The organism is Ruegeria halocynthiae (genome assembly GCF_000743705.1).
GTDB classification, from domain to species: domain Bacteria; phylum Pseudomonadota; class Alphaproteobacteria; order Rhodobacterales; family Rhodobacteraceae; genus Ruegeria; species Ruegeria halocynthiae_B.
The window spans coordinates 283,191-302,892 of the sequence record NZ_JQEZ01000002.1 but is presented as its reverse complement, the minus strand read 5'-3'; the positions used below and the strand labels follow the sequence as shown (position 1 = coordinate 302,892).

Annotated in this window: 21 protein-coding genes; 6 read left to right on the top strand and 15 right to left on the bottom strand. The window is 59.4% G+C overall.

Features of this window, described 5'->3' with window-relative positions; all coding sequences use genetic code 11:
* Window positions 1-29: 29 nt before the first annotated feature.
* The 4 genes from JT51_RS07815 to JT51_RS07800 all read right to left on the bottom strand — a co-directional run bounded on the left by JT51_RS07815 (window position 30) and on the right by JT51_RS07800 (window position 3,197).
* Window positions 30-242, bottom strand: coding sequence for a hypothetical protein (locus tag JT51_RS07815; RefSeq protein ID WP_037310407.1), 213 nt, complete (start codon window positions 240-242; stop codon window positions 30-32).
* A gap of 56 nt (window positions 243-298) precedes the next feature.
* Entirely contained in the window at window positions 299-2,080 is a 1,782-nt protein-coding gene (locus JT51_RS07810; RefSeq protein ID WP_037310404.1) for an acyl-CoA dehydrogenase C-terminal domain-containing protein, read from the bottom strand.
* Window positions 2,081-2,125: 45 nt separating this feature from the next.
* Complete coding sequence (locus JT51_RS07805) at window positions 2,126-2,527, bottom strand: MerR family transcriptional regulator (protein ID WP_037310401.1); 402 nt, start codon at window positions 2,525-2,527, stop codon at window positions 2,126-2,128.
* A gap of 301 nt (window positions 2,528-2,828) precedes the next feature.
* Window positions 2,829-3,197 (bottom strand): MerR family transcriptional regulator, encoded by a 369-nt coding sequence (locus tag JT51_RS07800; protein ID WP_037310399.1) that lies wholly within the window; start codon window positions 3,195-3,197, stop codon window positions 2,829-2,831.
* Between the two features lie 113 nt (window positions 3,198-3,310).
* Here JT51_RS07800 and JT51_RS07795 point away from each other — a divergent pair, with 113 nt between their 5' ends.
* Genes JT51_RS07795 through JT51_RS07785 form a run of 3 tightly spaced genes read left to right on the top strand, consistent with a single transcriptional unit; the run spans window position 3,311 to window position 5,571 of the window.
* Window positions 3,311-3,730 (top strand): PaaI family thioesterase, encoded by a 420-nt coding sequence (locus tag JT51_RS07795; RefSeq protein WP_037310396.1) that lies wholly within the window; start codon window positions 3,311-3,313, stop codon window positions 3,728-3,730.
* The gene (locus JT51_RS07790; RefSeq protein WP_037310393.1) at window positions 3,730-4,248 is read left to right on the top strand and encodes a PaaI family thioesterase; all 519 of its coding nucleotides are present in this window, start codon (window positions 3,730-3,732) and stop codon (window positions 4,246-4,248) included. The genes JT51_RS07795 and JT51_RS07790 overlap by 1 nt, the downstream gene beginning before the upstream one ends.
* A gap of 6 nt (window positions 4,249-4,254) precedes the next feature.
* Window positions 4,255-5,571, top strand: a complete 1,317-nt coding sequence (locus tag JT51_RS07785) for an MATE family efflux transporter (RefSeq protein WP_037310390.1) — start codon at window positions 4,255-4,257, stop codon at window positions 5,569-5,571.
* Here JT51_RS07785 and arsC read toward each other — a convergent pair.
* Genes arsC through JT51_RS07765 form a run of 4 tightly spaced genes read right to left on the bottom strand, consistent with a single transcriptional unit; the run spans window position 5,568 to window position 7,727 of the window.
* A complete protein-coding gene (gene arsC / locus JT51_RS07780) occupies window positions 5,568-5,909 on the bottom strand; it encodes an arsenate reductase (glutaredoxin) (protein WP_037310387.1) in 342 nt (113 codons plus the stop codon). The genes JT51_RS07785 and arsC overlap by 4 nt on opposite strands.
* The gene (locus JT51_RS07775) at window positions 5,906-6,964 is read right to left on the bottom strand and encodes a quinone-dependent dihydroorotate dehydrogenase (RefSeq protein WP_037310384.1); all 1,059 of its coding nucleotides are present in this window, start codon (window positions 6,962-6,964) and stop codon (window positions 5,906-5,908) included. The genes arsC and JT51_RS07775 overlap by 4 nt, the downstream gene beginning before the upstream one ends.
* Window positions 6,961-7,392, bottom strand: a complete 432-nt coding sequence (locus tag JT51_RS07770) for a DUF1330 domain-containing protein (RefSeq protein WP_037310381.1) — start codon at window positions 7,390-7,392, stop codon at window positions 6,961-6,963. The genes JT51_RS07775 and JT51_RS07770 overlap by 4 nt, the downstream gene beginning before the upstream one ends.
* Window positions 7,389-7,727 carry a DUF952 domain-containing protein gene (locus JT51_RS07765; RefSeq protein WP_037310379.1) on the bottom strand — a complete coding sequence of 113 codons (339 nt, stop codon included), beginning with the start codon at window positions 7,725-7,727 and terminating at the stop codon, window positions 7,389-7,391. Before JT51_RS07765 ends, JT51_RS07770 begins: the two co-directional genes overlap by 4 nt.
* 108 nt (window positions 7,728-7,835) lie before the next feature.
* Here JT51_RS07765 and JT51_RS07760 point away from each other — a divergent pair, with 108 nt between their 5' ends.
* The 3 genes from JT51_RS07760 (at window position 7,836) to mnmH (ending at window position 11,415) form a co-directional block, all read left to right on the top strand.
* Complete coding sequence (locus JT51_RS07760; RefSeq protein WP_037310377.1) at window positions 7,836-9,413, top strand: bifunctional metallophosphatase/5'-nucleotidase; 1,578 nt, start codon at window positions 7,836-7,838, stop codon at window positions 9,411-9,413.
* 239 nt (window positions 9,414-9,652) lie between these two features.
* Window positions 9,653-10,318, top strand: a complete 666-nt coding sequence (locus JT51_RS07755) for an SOS response-associated peptidase (RefSeq protein WP_037310373.1) — start codon at window positions 9,653-9,655, stop codon at window positions 10,316-10,318.
* Between the two features lie 44 nt (window positions 10,319-10,362).
* Window positions 10,363-11,415 (top strand): tRNA 2-selenouridine(34) synthase MnmH, encoded by a 1,053-nt coding sequence (gene mnmH / locus JT51_RS07750; protein WP_037310371.1) that lies wholly within the window; start codon window positions 10,363-10,365, stop codon window positions 11,413-11,415.
* Here mnmH and selD read toward each other — a convergent pair.
* Genes selD through JT51_RS07715 form a run of 7 tightly spaced genes read right to left on the bottom strand, consistent with a single transcriptional unit; the run spans window position 11,406 to window position 19,501 of the window.
* Window positions 11,406-13,565 (bottom strand): selenide, water dikinase SelD, encoded by a 2,160-nt coding sequence (gene selD / locus JT51_RS07745; protein WP_037310368.1) that lies wholly within the window; start codon window positions 13,563-13,565, stop codon window positions 11,406-11,408. The two genes, mnmH and selD, sit on opposite strands and share 10 nt — an antisense overlap.
* A gap of 5 nt (window positions 13,566-13,570) precedes the next feature.
* Entirely contained in the window at window positions 13,571-13,957 is a 387-nt protein-coding gene (locus JT51_RS07740) for a Na+/H+ antiporter subunit G (protein WP_037310365.1), read from the bottom strand.
* 7 nt (window positions 13,958-13,964) lie between these two features.
* Complete coding sequence (locus JT51_RS07735) at window positions 13,965-14,234, bottom strand: K+/H+ antiporter subunit F (protein ID WP_037310363.1); 270 nt, start codon at window positions 14,232-14,234, stop codon at window positions 13,965-13,967.
* Entirely contained in the window at window positions 14,231-14,731 is a 501-nt protein-coding gene (locus JT51_RS07730; RefSeq protein WP_419177301.1) for a Na+/H+ antiporter subunit E, read from the bottom strand. The genes JT51_RS07735 and JT51_RS07730 overlap by 4 nt, the downstream gene beginning before the upstream one ends.
* Window positions 14,728-16,272: a monovalent cation/H+ antiporter subunit D gene (locus JT51_RS07725; protein WP_037310360.1), complete on the bottom strand. Its 1,545-nt coding sequence runs from the start codon at window positions 16,270-16,272 to the stop codon at window positions 14,728-14,730. Before JT51_RS07725 ends, JT51_RS07730 begins: the two co-directional genes overlap by 4 nt.
* Window positions 16,269-16,628 (bottom strand): Na+/H+ antiporter subunit C, encoded by a 360-nt coding sequence (locus tag JT51_RS07720; RefSeq protein WP_037310359.1) that lies wholly within the window; start codon window positions 16,626-16,628, stop codon window positions 16,269-16,271. Before JT51_RS07720 ends, JT51_RS07725 begins: the two co-directional genes overlap by 4 nt.
* Window positions 16,628-19,501 (bottom strand): monovalent cation/H+ antiporter subunit A, encoded by a 2,874-nt coding sequence (locus tag JT51_RS07715; RefSeq protein WP_037311908.1) that lies wholly within the window; start codon window positions 19,499-19,501, stop codon window positions 16,628-16,630. Before JT51_RS07715 ends, JT51_RS07720 begins: the two co-directional genes overlap by 1 nt.
* Between the last annotated feature and the right edge of the window lie 201 nt (window positions 19,502-19,702).

The following is a 19,702-nucleotide window of genomic DNA, read 5'->3' as shown; positions in this document are numbered from 1 at the left end:
ACGTCTTTGTTAAAGCTTGTGTTTTGTACTCAGCGCTTACGCGCTTCAAGTTCGGAATTGAAGATTCGAAGCCGGTGAGTCAGATTTTCCTCGTCGATGACGCTGTTGAAGTTTTCGAACAAAAAAGACAATGCCTCACCTTCATCCAAGCCAGCCTCGCGGGCGAACCCCCGTAGCTTGCGATACCCGTCTTCGGTCATGGCGACCGGAAAGCGGCGGGTCAGGCGAAATCGTTTCGGCATGTCTTTCCCTCCGGAAGTTCTGGCTCCGGGCACCATCGCCCGGAACCAGACTGAGTTCAGAAGTTTGCCGCCTCCAGCGCCATGACCGTATCCGCGCCGGTTTGGATGCGGGCAAGGTGCAAACCAGTCGCAGGCAGTCGACGCGCCATATAGAACTGGCCGGTGGCAATCTTGGTCTCGTAAAATTCGGTATTCGAGGTGCCACCTTCAAGAGCGCCATAGGCCGCCTTGGCCATCTGCGCCCACATCAGACCCAGGCAGACATGTCCGAACATGTGCATGAAGTCATTCGATCCGGCCAAAGCGTTGTTGGGGTTCTTCATGCCTTGCTGCATAAAGTACATGCCCGCCGCCTGCAGGTCCTTGGACGCCGCCTTGAGCGGTTCGATAAAGGCCTTGTCATAGGCTTCGTTCTTGCCGCTATTATCCTTGCAGAAATTCTTGACGATTTCAAAGAACGCCATGACGTGCTTGCCGCCATCAACGGCCAGCTTGCGGCCGACCAGATCCAGCGCCTGCACGCCGTTAGCACCTTCGTAGATCATCGCGATGCGGGCGTCGCGGGTATATTGCGACATACCCCATTCTTCGATGTAGCCATGGCCGCCATAGACCTGCTGGGCCTTCACGGTCATGTCATAGCCTTCGTCGGTCAGGAACCCTTTGATGACCGGCGTCAGCAGCGAGATCAGGCCGTCGGCGTCCTTGTCGCCCGAGCGGTGCGATTGATCCAGCAGGGTCGCGCCCCACAGGATGAACGCGCGCGCACCTTCGACAAAGCTTTTCTGGTCCATCAGGCTGCGGCGGATATCGGGATGCACGATCAGCGGATCGGCCGGGCCATCGGGGTTCTCGGCACCGGTAACGGCGCGGCCCTGCAGGCGGTCCTTGGCGTACTCCAACGCGTTCTGATAGGCCGCGTCCGCCTGACACAGGCCCTGCATACCAACACCCAGACGCGCTTCGTTCATCATGGTGAACATGGCGCGCATGCCTTTATGCTCGTCACCCAGCAGCCAGCCGGTGGCTTCGTCATAGTTCATCACACAGGTCGAATTGCCGTGGATGCCCATTTTCTCTTCGATGTTGCCGACGGTGGCGCCGTTGCGTTCACCCAGGCTGCCGTCTTCGTTCACGATGAACTTGGGCACGATGAACAGCGACACACCCTTGATGCCTTCGGGGCCGCCGGGGATCTTGGCCAGCACCAGATGGATGATGTTGTCGGCCATGTCATGTTCGCCAGCCGAGATGAAAATCTTCTGGCCGGAAATCTTGTAGCTGCCGTCGCCCTGCGGTTCCGCCTTGGTGCGCATCAGGCCCAGATCGGTGCCGCAATGCGGTTCCGTCAGGTTCATGGTGCCGGTCCATTCGCAGCTGACCATGTTCGGCAGGTATTTTTCTTTCTGCTCGTCAGAGCCATGCGCCAGAATGGCCGAAGCCGCACCGTGGGTCAGGCCCTGATACATGGTGAACGCAATATTGGCCGCCGAGAACATCTCGCCAACAGCGGTACCGACAACGGCGGGCATGTTCTGACCGCCATATGCTTCGGGCATATCCAGGCCGGTCCAGCCGCCTTCTTTGACCTGCTCGAAGGCGTCTTTGAACCCGGTGGGGGTGTAGACCACGCCATTTTCCAAACGGCAGCCTTCGGTGTCGCCAACCACGTTCAGCGGATGCAGAACATTTGTTGCGATCTTGCCGGCTTCTTCCAGAATTGCTCCGGTGAAATCCGGCTCAAGCTCGTTGTAGCCGGGGATGTCCGACCCGGAAACGTTAAGTACTTCGTGCAGAATGAACTGCGTGTCATTGGTCGGCGCGTTGTAAACGGGCATTTGAAGCTCCCTTAAATTCAGATGTCCGGAGAAGGACCGCCAGAGTTATTCAGCGGCCTTTTTCTCATGATTCATTGAGGCGATGACTTTTTCACCCCATCGCAGCTGTTCTTTCAGATCGTCAATGGCTTGTGTCAGCTCTTCGCGACGGGATTCCATATCCGCCAAACGTTCCCGCGCGATTTCGAACGTGCGGGTCATCTGGGTCATCTGCTGATCGCCCACGTGGTACAGATCCAGCAATTGCCGTATTTCTTCGAGGCTGAATCCAAAGCGCTTGCCGCGCAGGATCAACTTCAGGCGTGCCCGATCTCGTTTGGTGAACAGGCGTTTTTGCCCCTCACGGATCGGAAACAAAAGTTCCTTGGCCTCGTAAAAACGCAATGTGCGCGGCGTGACATCATATGTCTCGCACATTTCACGTATGGTTATCAGATCTTCGGTCATGGTTTCGGTACTCTTGTCACTGGCGTCTATCTAGGTCAGGTGCGCAGTCGATGCGCCACATACAACACGGGGATGACGTTCACGTAATGTGAACGCCACGTCACAAATAAGTTGACGTAACTTCCGTTTGCGTCAAGGTTCAGCACGCAGGCAATTGCGGACGTAACGTAACGGAATTTTCGGATATGAACTTTTTGACGCCCTTATGCGAAACATCATGACCGGGCCGCAGCGGCTATTTCGTGCCCTACAGGGCTTACTCAATTTACATAAAAAGCCGACGCTGACACCCGTCTGAGGATCAGCCCAGGGATTTGGCTGTTTGATCCCGCATCTGCTTCAGCGCGTCAATCGCCTCATCCAGTTGCTGTTTTTGCTTGTTCAGTTCAATCATCTGCAGGTCGGCCATTTCCACAAATGTGGTCATCTGTGCCTGATTGCCCCGATCTTCGTAAATCAGCAGCCACTGGCGAATGTCTTCCAGGGGGAAGCCGTATTTGCGGCCCCGCATTATCAAGGTCATACGCGCGCATTCCCGAGGGCCATAATACCGTGATCTGCCTTCCCGTTCGGGTTGCAGCAGTTCGATATATTCGTAGTAGCGCAGGGTGCGCGGAGTCACGTCATACTCAGCGCACATCTCTTTGAATGACAAACGGTCGTCGGACATTCCTGATCTCCTCTGAAATAGCCTATGGTTTGTCAGCAGCAAGCGCAACAGGCGGGCTTGCTCTTTTGCTGGCCCCACGCTCATAAAGGGATAAATCGAAGGGACACAAGTACATGGTCGATAAAGCAGCAATTGCGCGCCAGTTCATCGAGGCGATTCCGCACGCCAACGCACTGGGTATGAAACTGACCACAATTGGCAATGGTGAAGCTGGAATCACTATGCCTTACAACAAGGATCTGGCCGGGGACCCCCGGACGGGGGTAATCCACGGAGGCGCGGTTTCCGCCGTATTGGATACCTGCTGCGGCGCGGCAGTCATGAGCCACCCATCCGCCCCCGGCGGCACGGCCACAATCGACCTGAGAATTGACTATATGCGCGCCGCCACGCCAGGGCAGAGCATCACGACGCATGCGACCTGCTATCACATGACCCGCAATGTGGCCTTTGTCCGGGCGACTGCGATGGACGAAGACAAAGATCGGCCCGTGGCCACCGCATCAGGATCATTCACGGTGGAGAGTCTGTGATGGCGCGCCCCCGTCCCGAACCCATGCAGGTGGTCAAGCAGCGCCGCGATGCGGCGTTGAACGCAATTGTCGACGGCGTGCCTTATATCCGGTTCCTCAACATCGGGTTCGACCGGCGCGGCGATGAGCTGACCGGCGTGCTGAACTTTGATGACAAGTTGATCGGCAACCCGCTGTTGCCTGCGTTGCACGGTGGTGTGACCGCCGCGTTTCTTGAGGTCACGGCCGTCATCACCCTGAGTTGGGAGTACTTCTTTCCCAGAATCGAAGCTGGTGAATTGGATGCTGATGATATTTTCGGTGATGAATCCGTGCGGTTTCCGAAGACGGTTGATTTTACGGTTGATTATCTGCGCTCGGGCCTGCCGCGCGACGCGTATGCGCGCGCCTTTATCAGCCGGGCCGGGCGGCGCTATGCCTCGGTTCGGGTCGAGGCCTGGCAAGACAATCACGCGCGCCTATTTGCCCAGGCGTCGGGGCATTTCCTGATGCCGCAGCCCAAGTCGGAAAACGAGTAACCTACGATGCAACAAGGATCAGTGCCCATCACGCATAAAAGGGTGCTGAAAATTGCGACGCCCATCGTGCTGTCCAATGCCACGGTACCCATTTTGGGGGCCGTGGACACTGGCGTTGTGGGGCAAATGGGGCTGGCCGCGCCGATCGGGGCCGTGGGGATGGGCGCGGTCATTCTGGCGTCGATCTATTGGATATTCGGGTTCCTGCGCATGGGCACCACAGGCCTTGTCGCGCAGGCGCGCGGGGCGGGGGATACGGCGGAAACCGGTGCTTTGCTGATGCGCGGTCTATTGCTGGGCAGTGCGGCGGGGCTGTTCTTTGTCCTGATCCAGGTCTGGCTGTTTTTGGGGGCCTTTGCCCTGTCGCCCGCCACCCCCGAGGTCGAGGCGCTGACGCGCGATTACCTGCAAATTCGCATCTGGGGGGCTCCGGCGACGATTGCGCTGTTTGCGGTGACGGGCTGGCTGATCGCTGTAGAACGGACGCGCGGGGTGTTTCTTTTACAGGTCTGGATGAACGGGCTGAACATCCTGTTGGACCTGTGGTTTGTTCTGGGACTTGACTGGGGTGTCGAAGGGGTGGCCATTGCGACGCTGATCGCAGAATGGACCGGGTTGGCGCTGGGCCTTTGGTTGTGCCGGGATGCTTTTTCCGGGAACCAGTGGCGCGACTGGCCGCGGATATTCGACGTGGCCCGACTGCGCAGAATGACGCAGGTGAACGGGGACATCATGGTTCGGTCTGTCCTGCTGACCGGGTCTTTCACCACATTCCTGTTCATCGGCTCGGATCTGGGCGATGTGAACCTGGCCGCCAATCAGGTGCTGCTGCAATTCCTTGAGATCACCGCCTTTGCCCTGGATGGTTTCGCCTTTTCCGCCGAGGCGCTTGTCGGCAGCGCCGTTGGCGCGCGCGACCGGTATCAGGTGCGGCGCGCGTCGATCATGGCCTCACAATGGGGTGTGGGCGGCGCATTTGTCCTGGCGGCCGTTTTCTATCTTTCCGGTCCAGCCCTGATTGACCTGATGGCAACCTCGCCCGAGGTCCGTGTGGCCGCGCGGGAGTTCCTGTTCTGGGCCGCACTGGCACCGATTATCGGTGTGGCCAGCTGGATGTTCGACGGCATTTATATCGGGGCCACGTGGACCCGCGCGATGCGGCAGGCAATGATCCAGTCGGTGGCCATCTATGTGGCTGCGCTGTTCATTCTGGTGCCGCTGCTGGGTAATCACGGGTTGTGGGCCGCGCTGATGGTGCTGAACACCGCGCGCGGCGTTACCATGGGCTGGCGTTACTCCAGGCTTGAGGCGCAGGTGGCTTAGACCAGCGTCAACAGGTTTTCCGGCGGTCGCCCGATCGCGGCCTTGTCGCCTGCAATGGCCAGGGGGCGCTCGATCAGGATCGGGTTTTCTGCCATGGCGCTGATCAACGTGTCGTCGTCAGTGATTTTGGTCAGGCCCAGTTCCTTGAACCGTGCCTCGCCGCTGCGCATTATGTCGATGGCATTGACGCCCAGCCGTTCCAGCACAGAGCGCAGTTCTTCTGCCGAAGGGCTGTCCTCAAGATACTTACGCGTTTCAACCTGTGCGCCGCTTTCCTGCAAGAGAGCCAACCCTGCACGGGATTTCGAACAACGCGGGTTGTGCCAATATTCGATCACAGCCAGTCCTCTCGTTTGCTTCCAACGGCTTGCGCGACCGAGTTGAACCCGTCCCGCGCCAGCAAATCATCCAATCCCCGGGCGACGTCAGCCGCCAGTGAAATCCCGCCATAAACCAGCGCCGTATACAGTTGCACAGCCGAAGCACCGGCACAGATTTTGGCATAGGCCTGTTCGGCGTTGCTGATGCCACCGACACCGATCAAGGGGATTTTACCTTCGGTCAACTGGCTAAGGCGGGCCAGAACGCGCGTTGATTTGTCAAACAGGGGCGCGCCGGACAGTCCGCCGGTTTCGCCTTTATGGGCGCTGCGCAGCCCGTCGCGGGACAGGGTGGTGTTGGTGGCGATCACCGCATCGACGCCGGTCTCGGTGGCCACTTCGGCGATGTCGTGCAATTCAGCCTCGGTCAGGTCGGGGGCGATTTTCAGGAAAATCGGCAGGGGGCGGGGCAGCGCATTGCGGGTTTCGATCACTCCGCCCAACAAGGCACCAAGCGCGGCCTTACCCTGCAAATCCCGCAGTTTTTCGGTGTTGGGTGACGACACGTTGACCGTGGCGAAATCCAGATGCGCGGCGCAATGGGCAAGCACTTTGGCAAAATCACCGGGCCGGTCGTCGCTGTCCTTGTTTGCGCCCAGATTCAGCCCGATCACCGCATCTGTGGGCCGCTTGGCCAGACGGCGGGCCATGACCTCCATACCTTCGTTGTTAAAGCCAAACCGGTTGATCGCCGCCTTGTCCTCGGTCAGACGAAACAAACGGGGCTGGGCGTTGCCGGGTTGCGGGCGCGGGGTGACGGCCCCAACTTCGATAAAGCCAAACCCAGTGCGTGACAGGGGTGTCAGGACCTCTCCGTTCTTGTCGAAACCTGCCGCCAGACCCACAGGGTTCGGCAGGTCCAGACTCGCAACGCGGGTTTTCAGACGGGGCGACGTCACCGGCCCCGGCATCGGGGCCAGCCCGGCCTTAAGCGCCTTGATCGACATCCCATGGGCGGCCTCGGGATCCATCTTGTGTAGGACGGCAAGCCCCAGTTTTTCGGTCAGTTTCATCCGAATGCCTCTCCGCCATTGGCTGGTGCGCAGCGGATCAGCCGCGAGGTTTCGACGGCGGCCTGCCGGTGAATGACGGCTGCCTGATAATCCGGGTCTGTCACCATCTCAAGAAACGCGTGGGCGGTTGGATATCGGGCGATGAAGATCTCATCCCATGCCTCATCCTGCGGGCCGATCAGCGTAGTCTGATACGCGCCGCGCCACAGGATCGACGCCCCCAGACGCGCCAGAATCGGGCCGGTTTCGGCCCCGTAATTGCGATAGGCCTGCGCGCCGGTCAGTCCGGCATCCGCCATGTCGTGCCCGGTGGGATAGGCAGCCTTTGCGCGAAACTTTACCAGATTGAGCATTTCGATCGGATGGTCGCGGTTCAACGCTTTGAACGCCTCAAACTGCGTGCGGTCAGGGTCGATGAAGGTGGTCATTTCATCTCCTTGGGGAATTGATGTGATTGGCCATCAAAGGGCAGGGGCCGCGCCCACACGACATCCGCCATGTGAATCTGACGATAGAGATGCGGGAACAGGGCACCCCCGCGCGAAACTTCCCATTTCAGATCGTCGCCCATGGCGTCGGCGTCGCAGGCCAGCAGGGTCAGCCCCTCGGCCCCGGCAAAATGTTTCGCGGCGGTTTCAGTGGCCTGTCCGGCGGTCGAGAAATGGACATAGCCGTCCGATACATCAATCGGCGCACCATCCGTGGCACCCTGATCCTGCAACGTGGCCCATTCGTCGGCCCGGAAAATCTTGTAAATCAGCATGTGGTGGTGATGCCCCGCGCGGCGGGTAGAATCAAGGCGGATTTCCCCCTTTGACTCTTTGTCCCGGACGACGCACGATCCCTGCAAATATCAACAGGGAGTTTGAATATGTTCACCCGGTTTCTAGCTTCAGCGGCCGTTCTGGGCCTGACCGCCGGCATGGCTGCCGCCGAGTACAAGCTGACGATTTTGCACACCAACGATTTCCATGCGCGTTTCGAACCGATCAACAAATACGACAGCGGCTGCGATGCCGAGGACAACGCTGAAGGCAAGTGTTTTGGCGGCTCTGCCCGGTTGGTCACAGCGGTTGAAGAGGCCCGCGGGCGGGTCGAAAACTCGATTCTGGTGGACGGTGGTGACCAGTTCCAGGGCACACTGTTTTATACTTACTACAAGGGTAAGGTCGCGGCCGAGTTCATGAACAAGCTGGGCTATGACGCGATGACCGTGGGCAACCACGAATTCGACGATGGCCCCGAAGTTTTGCGCGGCTTCATCGACACGGTGGATTTTCCGGTGCTGATGTCGAACGCGGATGTCGCGGACGAAGAGCTGCTGGCGGACAAGATCAAGAAATCAACCGTGATCGAGGTCGGAGGAGAGAAGATCGGCCTGATCGGTCTGACACCCGAAGATACGCATGATCTGGCCTCGCCCGGTCCGAATGTCACCTTTTCCGATCCGGTTCCGGCGGTGCAGGCCGAGGTCGACAGGCTGACCGGTGAGGGCGTGAACAAGATCGTCGTGCTCAGTCACTCAGGGTATGGTGTCGATCAGCGCGTGGCGCAGGAAACAACCGGCGTGGATGTCATCGTGGGCGGCCATTCGAACACCTATTTGTCGAACGTATCCGACAAGGCGGCTGGTCCTTATCCGACCGTGGTCAACGGTGTTCAGATCGTGCAGGCCTATGCCTATGGCAAGTTCCTGGGTGAGTTGAACGTAACCTTTGACGATGACGGCAATGTGGTTCAGGCAGCGGGCGAGCCACTGATCATGGACAACACCGTGACCGAGGATCAGGCAGCCCTGGATCGCATCGCGGAACTGGCCGAACCGTTGGAGGAAATCCGCAACAAAGTTGTTGCGAACGCCGCTGACGCCATCGAAGGCGACCGCTCGGTCTGTCGTGTGCAGGAATGCGAGATGGGCAATCTGGTGGCCGATGCCATGCTGGAACGTGTGGCGGATCAGGGTGTACAGATTGCGATTGCAAACTCGGGCGGTCTGCGGGCCTCGATTGATCCCGGCGAAGTGACCATGGGCGAGGTGCTGACGGTGCTGCCGTTCCAGAACACCCTTTCGACCTTTGAGATCAGCGGCCAGGGCGTCATCGACGCATTGGAAAACGGTGTCAGTCAGGTGGAAGAGGCCAAAGGACGGTTCCCGCAAGTGGCAGGCATGATCTTTACCTGGGATCCGGCGGTTGCCCCGAACGAAGGGCGTGTCGCAGAGGTTATGGTCGCGGACGGAGATGGATTTGTGCCAATTGACCCATCAGCCACCTACCTTGTTGTCACGAACAACTATGTTCGCAATGGCGGCGACGGGTACAACATGTTCGAAGGTGACGACAAGAACGCCTATGACTTTGGCCCTGATCTGGCGGATGTGACGGCAGAGTTCCTGGCCAAGAACGCACCATACCAGCCCTATCTGGACGGTCGTATCAAGCAAAAGTAAACCTGCGTCATGACGTAAAAGACCGCATTCTTGGATGCGGTCTTTTTTTGTGCTGTTTCAATCAAAGTCGTATTCTGGCCAAAGGCTTGATGTTTTCCTCTGGCCGCATCACCTTTTCATTCCACGCACCGCCACAGATATCCACGACCTTGCTTTTGAGGGGTTTAGCTGTTTGATTTGAATTCTGATCCGGTGAGGTACTGCGCCTGGGTGACACAAATATTGATGGTTTATTTCCCATGTGCGGACGGTTTGCAGTAACTCTTCCCAATGATGCGATGGCGCAGCTGTTTGCCGCTCGACCGTCGAATTCTTTACCGTTTGTGCCGAACTTTAATGTTTGCCCGACAAATCAGGTGCATGTGGTCCGCGCCACCAACGACGGCCGCAGTCTGGACCCGCTGCGCTGGGGGTTCCTGCCGCATTGGTACAAATCCGAAACCGCCGGGCCGCTGTTGATCAACGCACGCGCCGAGACGCTGGCTGAAAAGCCCGCTTTTCGCACCGCCTGCCGCGAGCGGCGATGCCTGATCGTGGCAACGGGGTTCTACGAATGGACCAAGACGGAAACAGGCGACAGGCTGCCCTGGTACATTCATCGCAGGGACAACGCGCCGATTGCCTTTGCTGGGGTCTGGCAGAATTGGGGTGCCGAAGACGTCCGGCAGGGCACCTGCGCCATCGTGACAACACCTGCCAACCGCCACCTGAGCGCGATCCACCACCGTATGCCGTTGATCCTGGATGCCGGTGACTGGCCGCTCTGGCTGGGTGAGGCGGGGAAAGGGGCGGCGCGTCTGATGCGACCCGGCCCCGAAGGTATGCTGGATTACTTTCGGGTGGATACGGCGGTGAATTCAAACCGGGCCAGCGGGTCTGATCTGATCGAACGTGTCGCAATCTGAACGCCCGCCTTTTCATTCCCGGCTCCTCAAGATAGACCACTGATATGGTGTTGAAATTTTCTGACCTGCCACAGCTATACGCGCACGACTTCGACACTGTGATCGACGTGCGCAGCCCTGCCGAATACGCAGAAGATCATCTACCCGGCGCCATCAGTCTTCCGGTTCTGGACAATGACGAACGCGCGCGGGTCGGGACGATCTATGTGCAGCAAAGTCCGTTTCTGGCGCGCAAGCTGGGCGCGGCACTGGTGTTTCGCAACGCTGCAAACCACATAGAACACAGCCTGTCGCATCACGAAGGCGGGTGGAAGCCGCTGGTCTATTGCTGGCGCGGGGGGCAGCGGTCTGGGTCATTCACCTGGATGCTGCAACAGATCGGATGGCGGGCCGAGGTGATCGAAGGCGGCTATCGCACCTATCGTCGTCTGGTGAACCGATTTCTGTATAACGATCCCTTGCCGCACCGGCTGATTGCGTTGGATGGCTATACAGGCACGGCCAAAACCGATCTTCTGGAGCATCTGAAACAGCGCGGCGTGCAGGTTCTGGATCTTGAAGGGCTGGCCAATCATCGCGGATCTTTGTTGGGTGAAATGCCCGGCGGTCAACCCAGTCAGAAAGCGTTCGAATCGGATCTGGCCGCTGACCTGTGCAGACTGGACCCCGCGCGCCCGGTGGTGGTCGAGGCGGAATCGTCCAAGATTGGCGCGTTGATCCTGCCGCCGAGCCTTTGGGCCGCGCTGCGGGCTGCGCCGCGCATTCAGGTCAGCGCCCCGATTGAGGCGCGTACAGATTATCTGGTGACAGCCTATGACGACATCTTATCCAACGCAGATCGGCTGCGCGAACGCCTGTCTCCGCTGAGGGCACACCGGGGGCATGAGGTGGTGGATGGCTGGCTGACCCTTATTGAAGCAGGCGACAAACAGGGGATGACCCGGGCCTTGATGGAACAGCATTATGATCCGGCCTATGCCAAATCCAGCCGCGTACGGACCGCTGAAATCATCGCCCGGATTGATGCGACGGCACTGGATGGGGCAGGTCTGCACGCCACTGCCACACGCATTCAACAGGTTCTGGATCAGCTTTGAAGGCGCAGCCCCGGGGCGTCGGACAAGCGGCCGATAATGACGGCCGGATAGCCCGCCGTCCTTAGGTCATTGCACAGGTCCATTGCCTGATCCGGGGACACTGCGGCCAGTAACCCTCCGGCGGTTTGCGGATCGAATAACAGATCGGCCTTGCCCCCCAAGGGCAGTTCGGGCACGAGCGCGCGATTGTCGTCGAAGATTGTGGATCGCACGCCCATCGCGCTCAACTCCTGCGCGCCAGCCATTACGGGCACGGCGTCCAGATCCAGGGTCGCTCCGCATTTTGAAGCTGTGCACATCCCCAGCAGGTGCCCCGCCAGACCAAAGCCAGTTACGTCAGTCATCGCGTGGGCGTTTGTCAAAAGGCGCGCGGCCTCTCCTTGCGGCTGCACCATCTGTCGAAAGGCATCCATAACCCATGCACCATTGGCCTGACCCGCCATCTCAGCCGCCATCAAGATGCCGCTGCCCAAGGGTTTGGTCAGGATCAGCGCGTCGCCAGCCTGCGCGCCGGACAGGGTGATCGGGGCGTTCGGGCACAGGCCGGTCAGGGTAAATCCGATGGTCAATTCATCACCCATCGAACTGTGGCCACCGACGATTTCAGCACCTGCATCGCGGATCACGTTGCTGGCGGTGGTCATGATCTCAGCCATGGTGCGATGCTGCAATTCCGGTGTCATGCGGGGCAGGATGACCGTGGCGGTCGCAGCCTGGGGGCTAGCCCCCATCGCCCAGATATCGCCCAGGGCATGAACGGCGGCGACACGGGCCATCAACAGGGGATCGTTGGTGAACCCGCGCAGATGGTCCGAGGTCAGAACCTGCCGCACGCCGCCGGTTGTCAGCAGGGCGGCGTCGTCTCCGGGCAGGGGCGTCACGTCGGCGCGCAGTGGTGCGGGCAGGCCGTTCAGGACGCTTTGCAACGCGCCGCGCCCTATCTTTGCGCCACACCCGCCACACATCGGTTTATCGCCAAGCGCCTCATCCAGACCCGCCGCATGATGACGGGGCAACGCAGGAGGCGGCATCTGAGGCAAGTCGCGGAATTTGTTCATGAACGTTTGGTCAATGTGGTTTTTCCAACTCCACATCAACGCGCCGCTGAACGAGGTTCCGAAACGTTCGGCCAACGCGGATTTACCACCCAGCGAGATCAGCTTGAGGTAATCCTTTTGCGGCACATAGCGACGCATTGTTCCTGCCCCCAAAGCGGCCTGCAGGTTGTCAAACAGAACCGGAGCTTCGCGCACGGCATAGACCCCGGCCTTGGGCCTTGGGTCTTCCGTCAAATGGGCGCAATCCCCGGCAGCAAAGATCGCCGGGTCGCTGGATTGCAAGTGCCCGTTCACGCGGATGTAGCCCTGATGCAGGTCCAGCCCGGTCTGGGCCATCCAGCCATAAGGGCGGGCCCCGGCGGCACCGGTGACGAATTCCGCCGGTATCTGGCGGCCATCCTCAAGCGCGACATGATCGCTTGCGATGTACGAAATAGCGGCGTGTTCGATCACATCGACGCCCAGATCCCCCATCGCCCGGCGAATGGTGGCTGCCGCCTTGTCCCCCGTCGCCGACAGGGCGGCGGCGCTGTCGATCAGTGTAACCTGCGCCGCCCGCGCCTTGGCGCGCAGGGCATGAGCCATGGCCATGGCCAGCTCGGCCCCGGCGACACCGGCGCCGATCACGGCAACTGACGCGGGCCCGCTGCCATCCAGATATTCGGCCCACCGCGCCGCAAAAGCGCCCAGCGGTTTGGCGGGGATCGCATGTTCGGCAAACCCCGACAGGGCGGGCATATCCGAGGTAATTCCCACATTGACCGAGGCAACATCGAATGCAATCGGCGGGCGATCCGGCACATGCACCTCGTGCCGGTCTGCGTCGATCCCCTGGACCGAACCAATGATAATGCGTGCGTCGGCAAAACGGGCCAGCCGCACCAGATCAATATCCAGTTCTGCGCGTTGATAATGACCGGCGACAAACCCGGGCAACATCCCGGAATAAGGCGCGGTGGGGCCGGGGCTGATCACGGTCAGCCTGGCACCGGGCAAGGGGTTCATGCCCCACTTGCGCAACACCAGTGCATGTGTGTGTCCCCCGCCAATCAGAACCAGATCGCGGGTCAGGGGCAGCAGAGGTGTGTGCATGGAACTCAGGTCTTGCTGTGGTCAGGGACGTCTTCGACCTGTTCGACGGCGTGGGTGGCCCAAAGCTCATCCTCGCCCGCATCCGGCAGGTCTTCGGGCTTTTCATGACGGTGAATGTGCCATTTGGCAATGAACAGCGCCGTGATCGGGGCGGTCAGGAACAGGAACAGGGTGATCAACAGTTCATGCAGCGAAAGGTGATGTTCGATCAGAACCGAATGGCAGATAGACGCCAGCAGAACGCCGCCAACGCCCAGCGTTGTCGCCTTTGTCGGGGCGTGCAAGCGGGACATGGGGTCTTTCAGCTTGATCATCCCGTAAGAGCCGACAAGGCCGAATATGCCCGAGATGACCAGGAAAAAGGCGATCAGAAATTCGAAGATGAAACCCATGTCGCCCTCACTCGATAATATTGCCGCGCAGCATGAAGCGCGCGTAGGCAACGGTTGAGACAAAACCCAGCATGGCGATGATCATCGCGGATTCAAAGAAGACCTCGGTCCCCAGATTCAGACCATAAAGAATCAACAGAGCAATCGTGTTGATGACCATAGTATCCAGCGCCAGAACACGGGTGCCGACGCCATCAGCTGTAATGATCCGCCACAGGCACATCATGATGGCGGCTCCGAAACAGGCGAATGCAAACCAGATCGCATAGTATATCATTCGAAAATCTCCTTCAGGCGACGCTCATAACGATGTTTGATCTGGTCACGCACCGCGCCGGGGTCGGGCGCATCAAGGCAGTGGACCAAAAGGTTGTGACCCTGAGCGGACAGATCGCAGCTGACCGTTCCGGGTGTCATGGTGATGGTTCCAGCCAGGACCGTGATTGCCTCGGGCGTGCGCAGTTCCAAAGGGATGCAGACCCAGTTGGGTTGCCGGTCGGCGTCACGTTTGAACAGGATGATCCGGGCGACCGTGATGTTGGCTATGACGATGTCCCACAGCACAACCAGGATGTATTCCACCACCATCGGCCAATTGCGCAGTTTGGGGCGGTCGGGCCAATAGGGTTGGGTGATGAAGGGGATAATGATCCCAAGGATCAGGCCGAACACGACTGAATTCAGGGATGGTTTATTTGCCAGCAAGATCCAGACGATCGTCAGCAGGAAAGTCAAATGGGGGTGCGGGAAAATCCGGTGCAGAAGTCGTATCATTCTTCGCCTCCCAATACCGCTGTGATGTAGTCTTCGGGCGTGAACAGCTGTTCAGCCGTTTTGTTGGCGTATTCCAGCGCCGGTCCGGCAAACAACGTCAGCATGACAAGGCCCAGAACGATGCCGAATACCGCAGTGAAGGCAAGACCCGGCCATGGTTCCGGGGCAGGGGCCCGGATGATATCCTCGTCATTCTCCGGGTCCATTTCCGTATTGTGCTGGGCGTCGTGGCTTTTCCAGAAGATCAGGGAACCTGCACGCGCCAGCGCCACGATGGTCACGAAGGACCCGATCAGAATAACCGCCCAGATCACGTTGGCATCGGGCGCATCCCGTGCGGTATCCAGAACCAGCAGCTTGCCGATGAACCCCGACAGCGGCGGCATTCCCGCCAGCCCGATGGCACCGACAAAGAACAGGGCGGCAATCAGCCCGCCTTGGGGTATCGGTGGCATCGGGGTGATGGCCCCTCCGCGTCGCTGCATCACCAGGTCGGCCACCAGGAACAGCAAGGCCGTCGCAAGTGTCGAATGATAGATATAGTACAGCGCGGCGGCGGTGGCGGTCTCGGTGAACAGGGAAATCGCAATCAACAATGTGCCCATCGAGGCGATGGCGCAAAAGGCCACCATCCGCGCGATGTGCTGTGCCCCAAGAATACCGATCGCGCCAACGGCCAATGTCAACAGCGCGGCGGGTTGCAGCCATGCGCCAACAAGACCTTGCGTCGCCTCAACCTCGGGGCCGAAGCCAAGAGTGTACATCCGCAGGATCGAATAGGCCCCGACCTTGGTCATGATCGCAAACAGCGCCGCCACGGGCAGGGGCGCGTTGGCATAGCTGGCGGGCAGCCAGAAATGCAACGGCAGCACCGCGGCCTTGATGCAGAACACCAGCAACAGCAGTACCGCGCCGACGCGCAGCAATGCGGTATCCTCGGCCGGCAATTCCGCCACGCGCACCGCCATATCCGCCATGTTCAGCGTACCGGTCACCGCATAAAGCGTACCCAGTGCAAACAGGAACAGGGTCGACCCCAGCAGGTTATAGGCCACATATTGAACACCGGCTTTCAGTCTTACAGAGCCGCCGCCATGGGTCATCAGACCGTATGAGGCGATCAGAAGGACCTCGAAGAACACGAACAGGTTAAAGGCGTCGCCGGTCAGGAAGGCCCCGCACACGCCCATAAGCTGGAAATGGAACAGGGCGTGGAAATGCTTGCCCCGGTCATCCCAACCGGACGCGATGGCGTATAGCACAATGGGCAAGGCCAAAAGCGCGGTCAGCAGCACCATCATGGCCGACATCCGGTCCAGCACCAGTACGATGCCAAAGGGCGCGGGCCAGTCGCCCAGTTCATAGACCAGAATGTCCCCTCCGGCGGCCTGTGCGGTGATTGTCAGCGCAATGCCCAACAGTGCCACCACACCCGCGACCGAGAAGATACGCTGCAGGTCCAGATGATATCGCAGGACCATGATGATGAAGGGGGCCAAAATCGCGGGCAGGACGATCGGCGCAACGATCCAGTGGTTCATGCGTCTTCTCCCGGCGCGTCCACGCTGTCCTGCGCGGTCATGTCGATATGATCATCCTTGGATGACAGATAAGCGCTTAGCGCGATCATCACGATCACCGCCGTCATCCCGAAGGAAATCACGATGGCCGTCAGCACCAGTGCCTGCGGCAGCGGATCGGTGTATGGCACATCCTTGTATTTGTTCAGAACAGCCGGTGCGTTCAGCGCCAGCCGTCCGGTTGCGAACAGGAACACGTTGACTGCATAGGTCAGCAGGGACAGCCCCAGAATGACCGGAAATGTCCGGCGGCGCAGGATCAGAAAGATCCCGGCGGCGGTCAATACGCCGACGGCAGAGGCGACAAGCACTTCCATCAGACCTGCTCCTTCTGTGGTTCTTCGTCTTCCGGCGGATCATCCCGCAGCGGATTGATGTCCATCGGGAATTCCTGCGCCATTCCCGGCTGCCAGGCGAACCGCGACAGGCTGTCCAGCGCCAGCATCACCGCCCCCAGAACCGCCAGGAACACACCGGTATCGAACAACATCGCGGTGGCCCACTCGAACTCCTCCAGCGGTGGCCAGTTGATATAGCCAAAGTCGCTGGTCAGGAACGGGCGTTCATTGAACCACGCGCCCAGGCCGGTTGCGGCGGCGATCAGGACACCCCAGCCGATGGTGCCGTGGTAATAGAACCGCTGACGTTCAATCGCCCAGGTATAGCCGCTGGCCATGTACTGCATCAGATAGGCGATGGCGACGATCAGACCGGCGATGAAACCACCGCCCGGCTGGTTGTGTCCGCGGAAAAAGATATAGGCACCCACCATCAGCGCAATCGGCATCATCATGCGCGTCACGACGACCATCATCAGTGGGTGCGAGTCCCCCGATTGCGGCCAGTGCGGTTTACGGTTCAGCAGATAGCCGCGCACGTTTGTGGCCAGAACCGATTCCGTCAGGGCAAAGATGATCAGCGCGGCGATACCCAGCACGATAATTTCACCGAAAGTATCAAACCCCCGGAAGTCCACCAGGATCACGTTGACCACATTGGTGCCGCCGCCGCCTTTGTACGAATTCGCCAGATGGAAATCCGAGATTGTCGGAAAGGCAAAATCCCGCAACATCAGCGCATAGACCAGCGCGCCCGAGCCGATACCCGCCACGACCGAGATCGCCGCATCGCGCCAACGTCGTACCGCGCTGCTGTCCCACGGCGTATCCGTGGGCAGGAAATTCAGCGACAGCAGCAACAGGATCATCGTCACCACCTCGACCGAGATCTGCGTTAGCGCAAGGTCTGGGGCCGAGAGATAGTTGAACGCCATCGACACGATCAGCCCGACAACGCCAATCAGAACCAGTGACAGCAGGCGATTGCGGTGGAACCACATGATCGCCAGCGTCGCGCCAATCAGGCAAATCCAGCCGATGACCGGAATAATCTGGGGTGGCAGGGGGTCGCGCGTCTGCGGTCCGATGGTGCCGGTGGAATAGGCGTAATAGCCCAGCCCGACAGTAAAGGTGATCATGATGATCGCATAGCGGCTGATGACCCCATTGTGCAGCGTGTCCGTTACCCGGCGGCTGATTGCGGTCAGCGCGCCGATCACCGCGTCAAAGATCGTCTTGGCCTCGGGTCGGGGCAGGGCGTTCCACAGCTGTTCACCTTTGCGGTGCATTGACAGCAGGAACAAGCCGCCCAGCGTGGCCACGGCGGACATATAAAGCGCAGGCGTAAAGCCATGCCACAGCTTGAGGGAATAGTAAGGCAGCTTTTCCCCGCCAATCACAGCACTGGACACAACGGCGACCAAGGGGCCGACAATCGCATTGGAATACAGGCCAATCAGCACCACCAAAACCACAAGGAACGCGGGGGCAAGCCACAAACCGACAGGTGGGTCATGCGGATGCGCGGGGTAATCACTGCGCTGCGGACCCAGGAAGACGTGGCCGACAAAGCGAAAAGAATAGGCCGCCGAAAACAGCGCTGCCAACAGCGCCAGACCCGGCACCAGATAGTGCGAGTGCAGCCATGTGGTGTGGACCGTTTCCTCTAGCATCATTTCCTTGGACAGGAACCCGTTCAGCGGCGGCAGGCCCGCCATCGACAGGGCTGCAAGCGTGCCGATGGTAAAGGTGATCGGCATCAGATGGCGCAACCCGCCCAACCGTTTGATATCGCGCGTCCCCGTTTCGTGATCAATAATCCCGGCGGTCATGAACAGGGCGGCCTTGAAAGTCGCGTGGTTGATGATGTGAAAAATGGCGGCCACGGCGGCAATCTTGGTGCCAAAGCCCAGCAGCATCGTCACCAGACCCAGATGCGAGACGGTTGAAAACGCCAGCAGCGCCTTCAGGTCATCCTTGAACAGGGCAATACAGGCCCCGATCAGCATGGTTACCAGACCCGTGGTCGCAACGATATAGAACCACGCATCTGTCCCCGCCAGAACCGGCCACATCCGCGCCATCAGGAACAGCCCGGCCTTCACCATCGTGGCCGAGTGCAGATAGGCCGAAACCGGCGTCGGCGCGGCCATGGCGTGTGGCAGCCAGAAGTGGAACGGGAACTGCGCCGACTTGGTGAAACACCCCAGCAGGATCAGGATCAACGCCGGCATGTAATAGGGCGAGGCTTGGATCAACTCTTTGTGCTGCAAGATGACGCTCAGGTCATACGACCCCACGATATTGCCAAGGATCAGCATCCCCGCAATCATCGCCAACCCACCCGAGCCGGTGACAGCCAGCGCCATGCGCGCGCCTTGGCGACCTTCGGGCAGATGTTTCCAATAGCCGATCAGCAGGAATGAGCTGAGCGATGTAAGTTCCCAGAAAATCAGCAAAAGAAGCACGTTGTCAGACAGAACGATTCCGACCATCGCGCCCTGAAACAGCAGCAGATAGGTATAGAACTGCCCCATCGGATCTTCGCGTGACAGATAGAACCGCGCGTATAGGATGATCAGCAGCCCGATCCCAAGGATCAGCAGGGCAAACAGAAACCCAAGCCCGTCCAGCATGAAATTCGCGTTCAGCCCCAGCCCCGGTATCCAGTCGAACCGCGCGGTCACGACATCGCCCCGCATGACCGAAGGGATATGGATCAGCAATCCGGCCAGCGCCAGAAAGCTGGTCAACCCGGCCGCCGAGGCCGCTGCGTTTCGTCCTGCCCGGATCAAAAGGGCTGGAAACACAGCGCCAAGAAAGGGAAGGGCCGCGATGAGGAATAGGGACAAGTGCGATACTCCGATCTGGGCGGTCAATGTGGTACTGATTTTGTAAAGAAAATTTTCTGACTGTCCAGCTATTGCAAGTTTTTCGCGACGCCCCATTGCAGGGATCCCGCTGTTCATTCAGGTGCGTGAAAATGACGCGAACTTGATCTGCCACCCAAAATTCGACGCGGATTTGACATCGGGGCTGTGATAAAGACGCTC

Bases quoted from the DNA above. Each gene is read 5' to 3' on its own strand.
- JT51_RS07815 (WP_037310407.1), bottom strand. From the start codon at position 242: ATGCCGAAACGATTTCGCCTGACCCGCCGCTTTCCGGTCGCCATGACC.
- JT51_RS07730 (WP_419177301.1), bottom strand. From the start codon at position 14,731: ATGATACGACTTCTGCACCGGATTTTCCCGCACCCCCATTTGACTTTC.
- JT51_RS07800 (WP_037310399.1), bottom strand. From the start codon at position 3,197: ATGTCCGACGACCGTTTGTCATTCAAAGAGATGTGCGCTGAGTATGAC.
- JT51_RS07770 (WP_037310381.1), bottom strand. From the start codon at position 7,392: ATGACCACCTTCATCGACCCTGACCGCACGCAGTTTGAGGCGTTCAAA.
- JT51_RS07720 (WP_037310359.1), bottom strand. From the start codon at position 16,628: ATGGAAGTGCTTGTCGCCTCTGCCGTCGGCGTATTGACCGCCGCCGGG.
- JT51_RS07760 (WP_037310377.1), top strand. From the start codon at position 7,836: ATGTTCACCCGGTTTCTAGCTTCAGCGGCCGTTCTGGGCCTGACCGCC.
- JT51_RS07805 (WP_037310401.1), bottom strand. From the start codon at position 2,527: ATGACCGAAGATCTGATAACCATACGTGAAATGTGCGAGACATATGAT.
- mnmH (WP_037310371.1), top strand. From the start codon at position 10,363: ATGGTGTTGAAATTTTCTGACCTGCCACAGCTATACGCGCACGACTTC.
- JT51_RS07810 (WP_037310404.1), bottom strand. From the start codon at position 2,080: ATGCCCGTTTACAACGCGCCGACCAATGACACGCAGTTCATTCTGCAC.
- JT51_RS07735 (WP_037310363.1), bottom strand. From the start codon at position 14,234: ATGATATACTATGCGATCTGGTTTGCATTCGCCTGTTTCGGAGCCGCC.
- JT51_RS07765 (WP_037310379.1), bottom strand. From the start codon at position 7,727: ATGCTGATTTACAAGATTTTCCGGGCCGACGAATGGGCCACGTTGCAG.
- selD (WP_037310368.1), bottom strand. From the start codon at position 13,565: ATGCACACACCTCTGCTGCCCCTGACCCGCGATCTGGTTCTGATTGGC.
- JT51_RS07790 (WP_037310393.1), top strand. From the start codon at position 3,730: ATGGCGCGCCCCCGTCCCGAACCCATGCAGGTGGTCAAGCAGCGCCGC.
- JT51_RS07755 (WP_037310373.1), top strand. From the start codon at position 9,653: ATGTGCGGACGGTTTGCAGTAACTCTTCCCAATGATGCGATGGCGCAG.
- JT51_RS07785 (WP_037310390.1), top strand. From the start codon at position 4,255: ATGCAACAAGGATCAGTGCCCATCACGCATAAAAGGGTGCTGAAAATT.
- JT51_RS07740 (WP_037310365.1), bottom strand. From the start codon at position 13,957: ATGGGTTTCATCTTCGAATTTCTGATCGCCTTTTTCCTGGTCATCTCG.
- JT51_RS07725 (WP_037310360.1), bottom strand. From the start codon at position 16,272: ATGAACCACTGGATCGTTGCGCCGATCGTCCTGCCCGCGATTTTGGCC.
- JT51_RS07775 (WP_037310384.1), bottom strand. From the start codon at position 6,964: ATGAAACTGACCGAAAAACTGGGGCTTGCCGTCCTACACAAGATGGAT.
- JT51_RS07795 (WP_037310396.1), top strand. From the start codon at position 3,311: ATGGTCGATAAAGCAGCAATTGCGCGCCAGTTCATCGAGGCGATTCCG.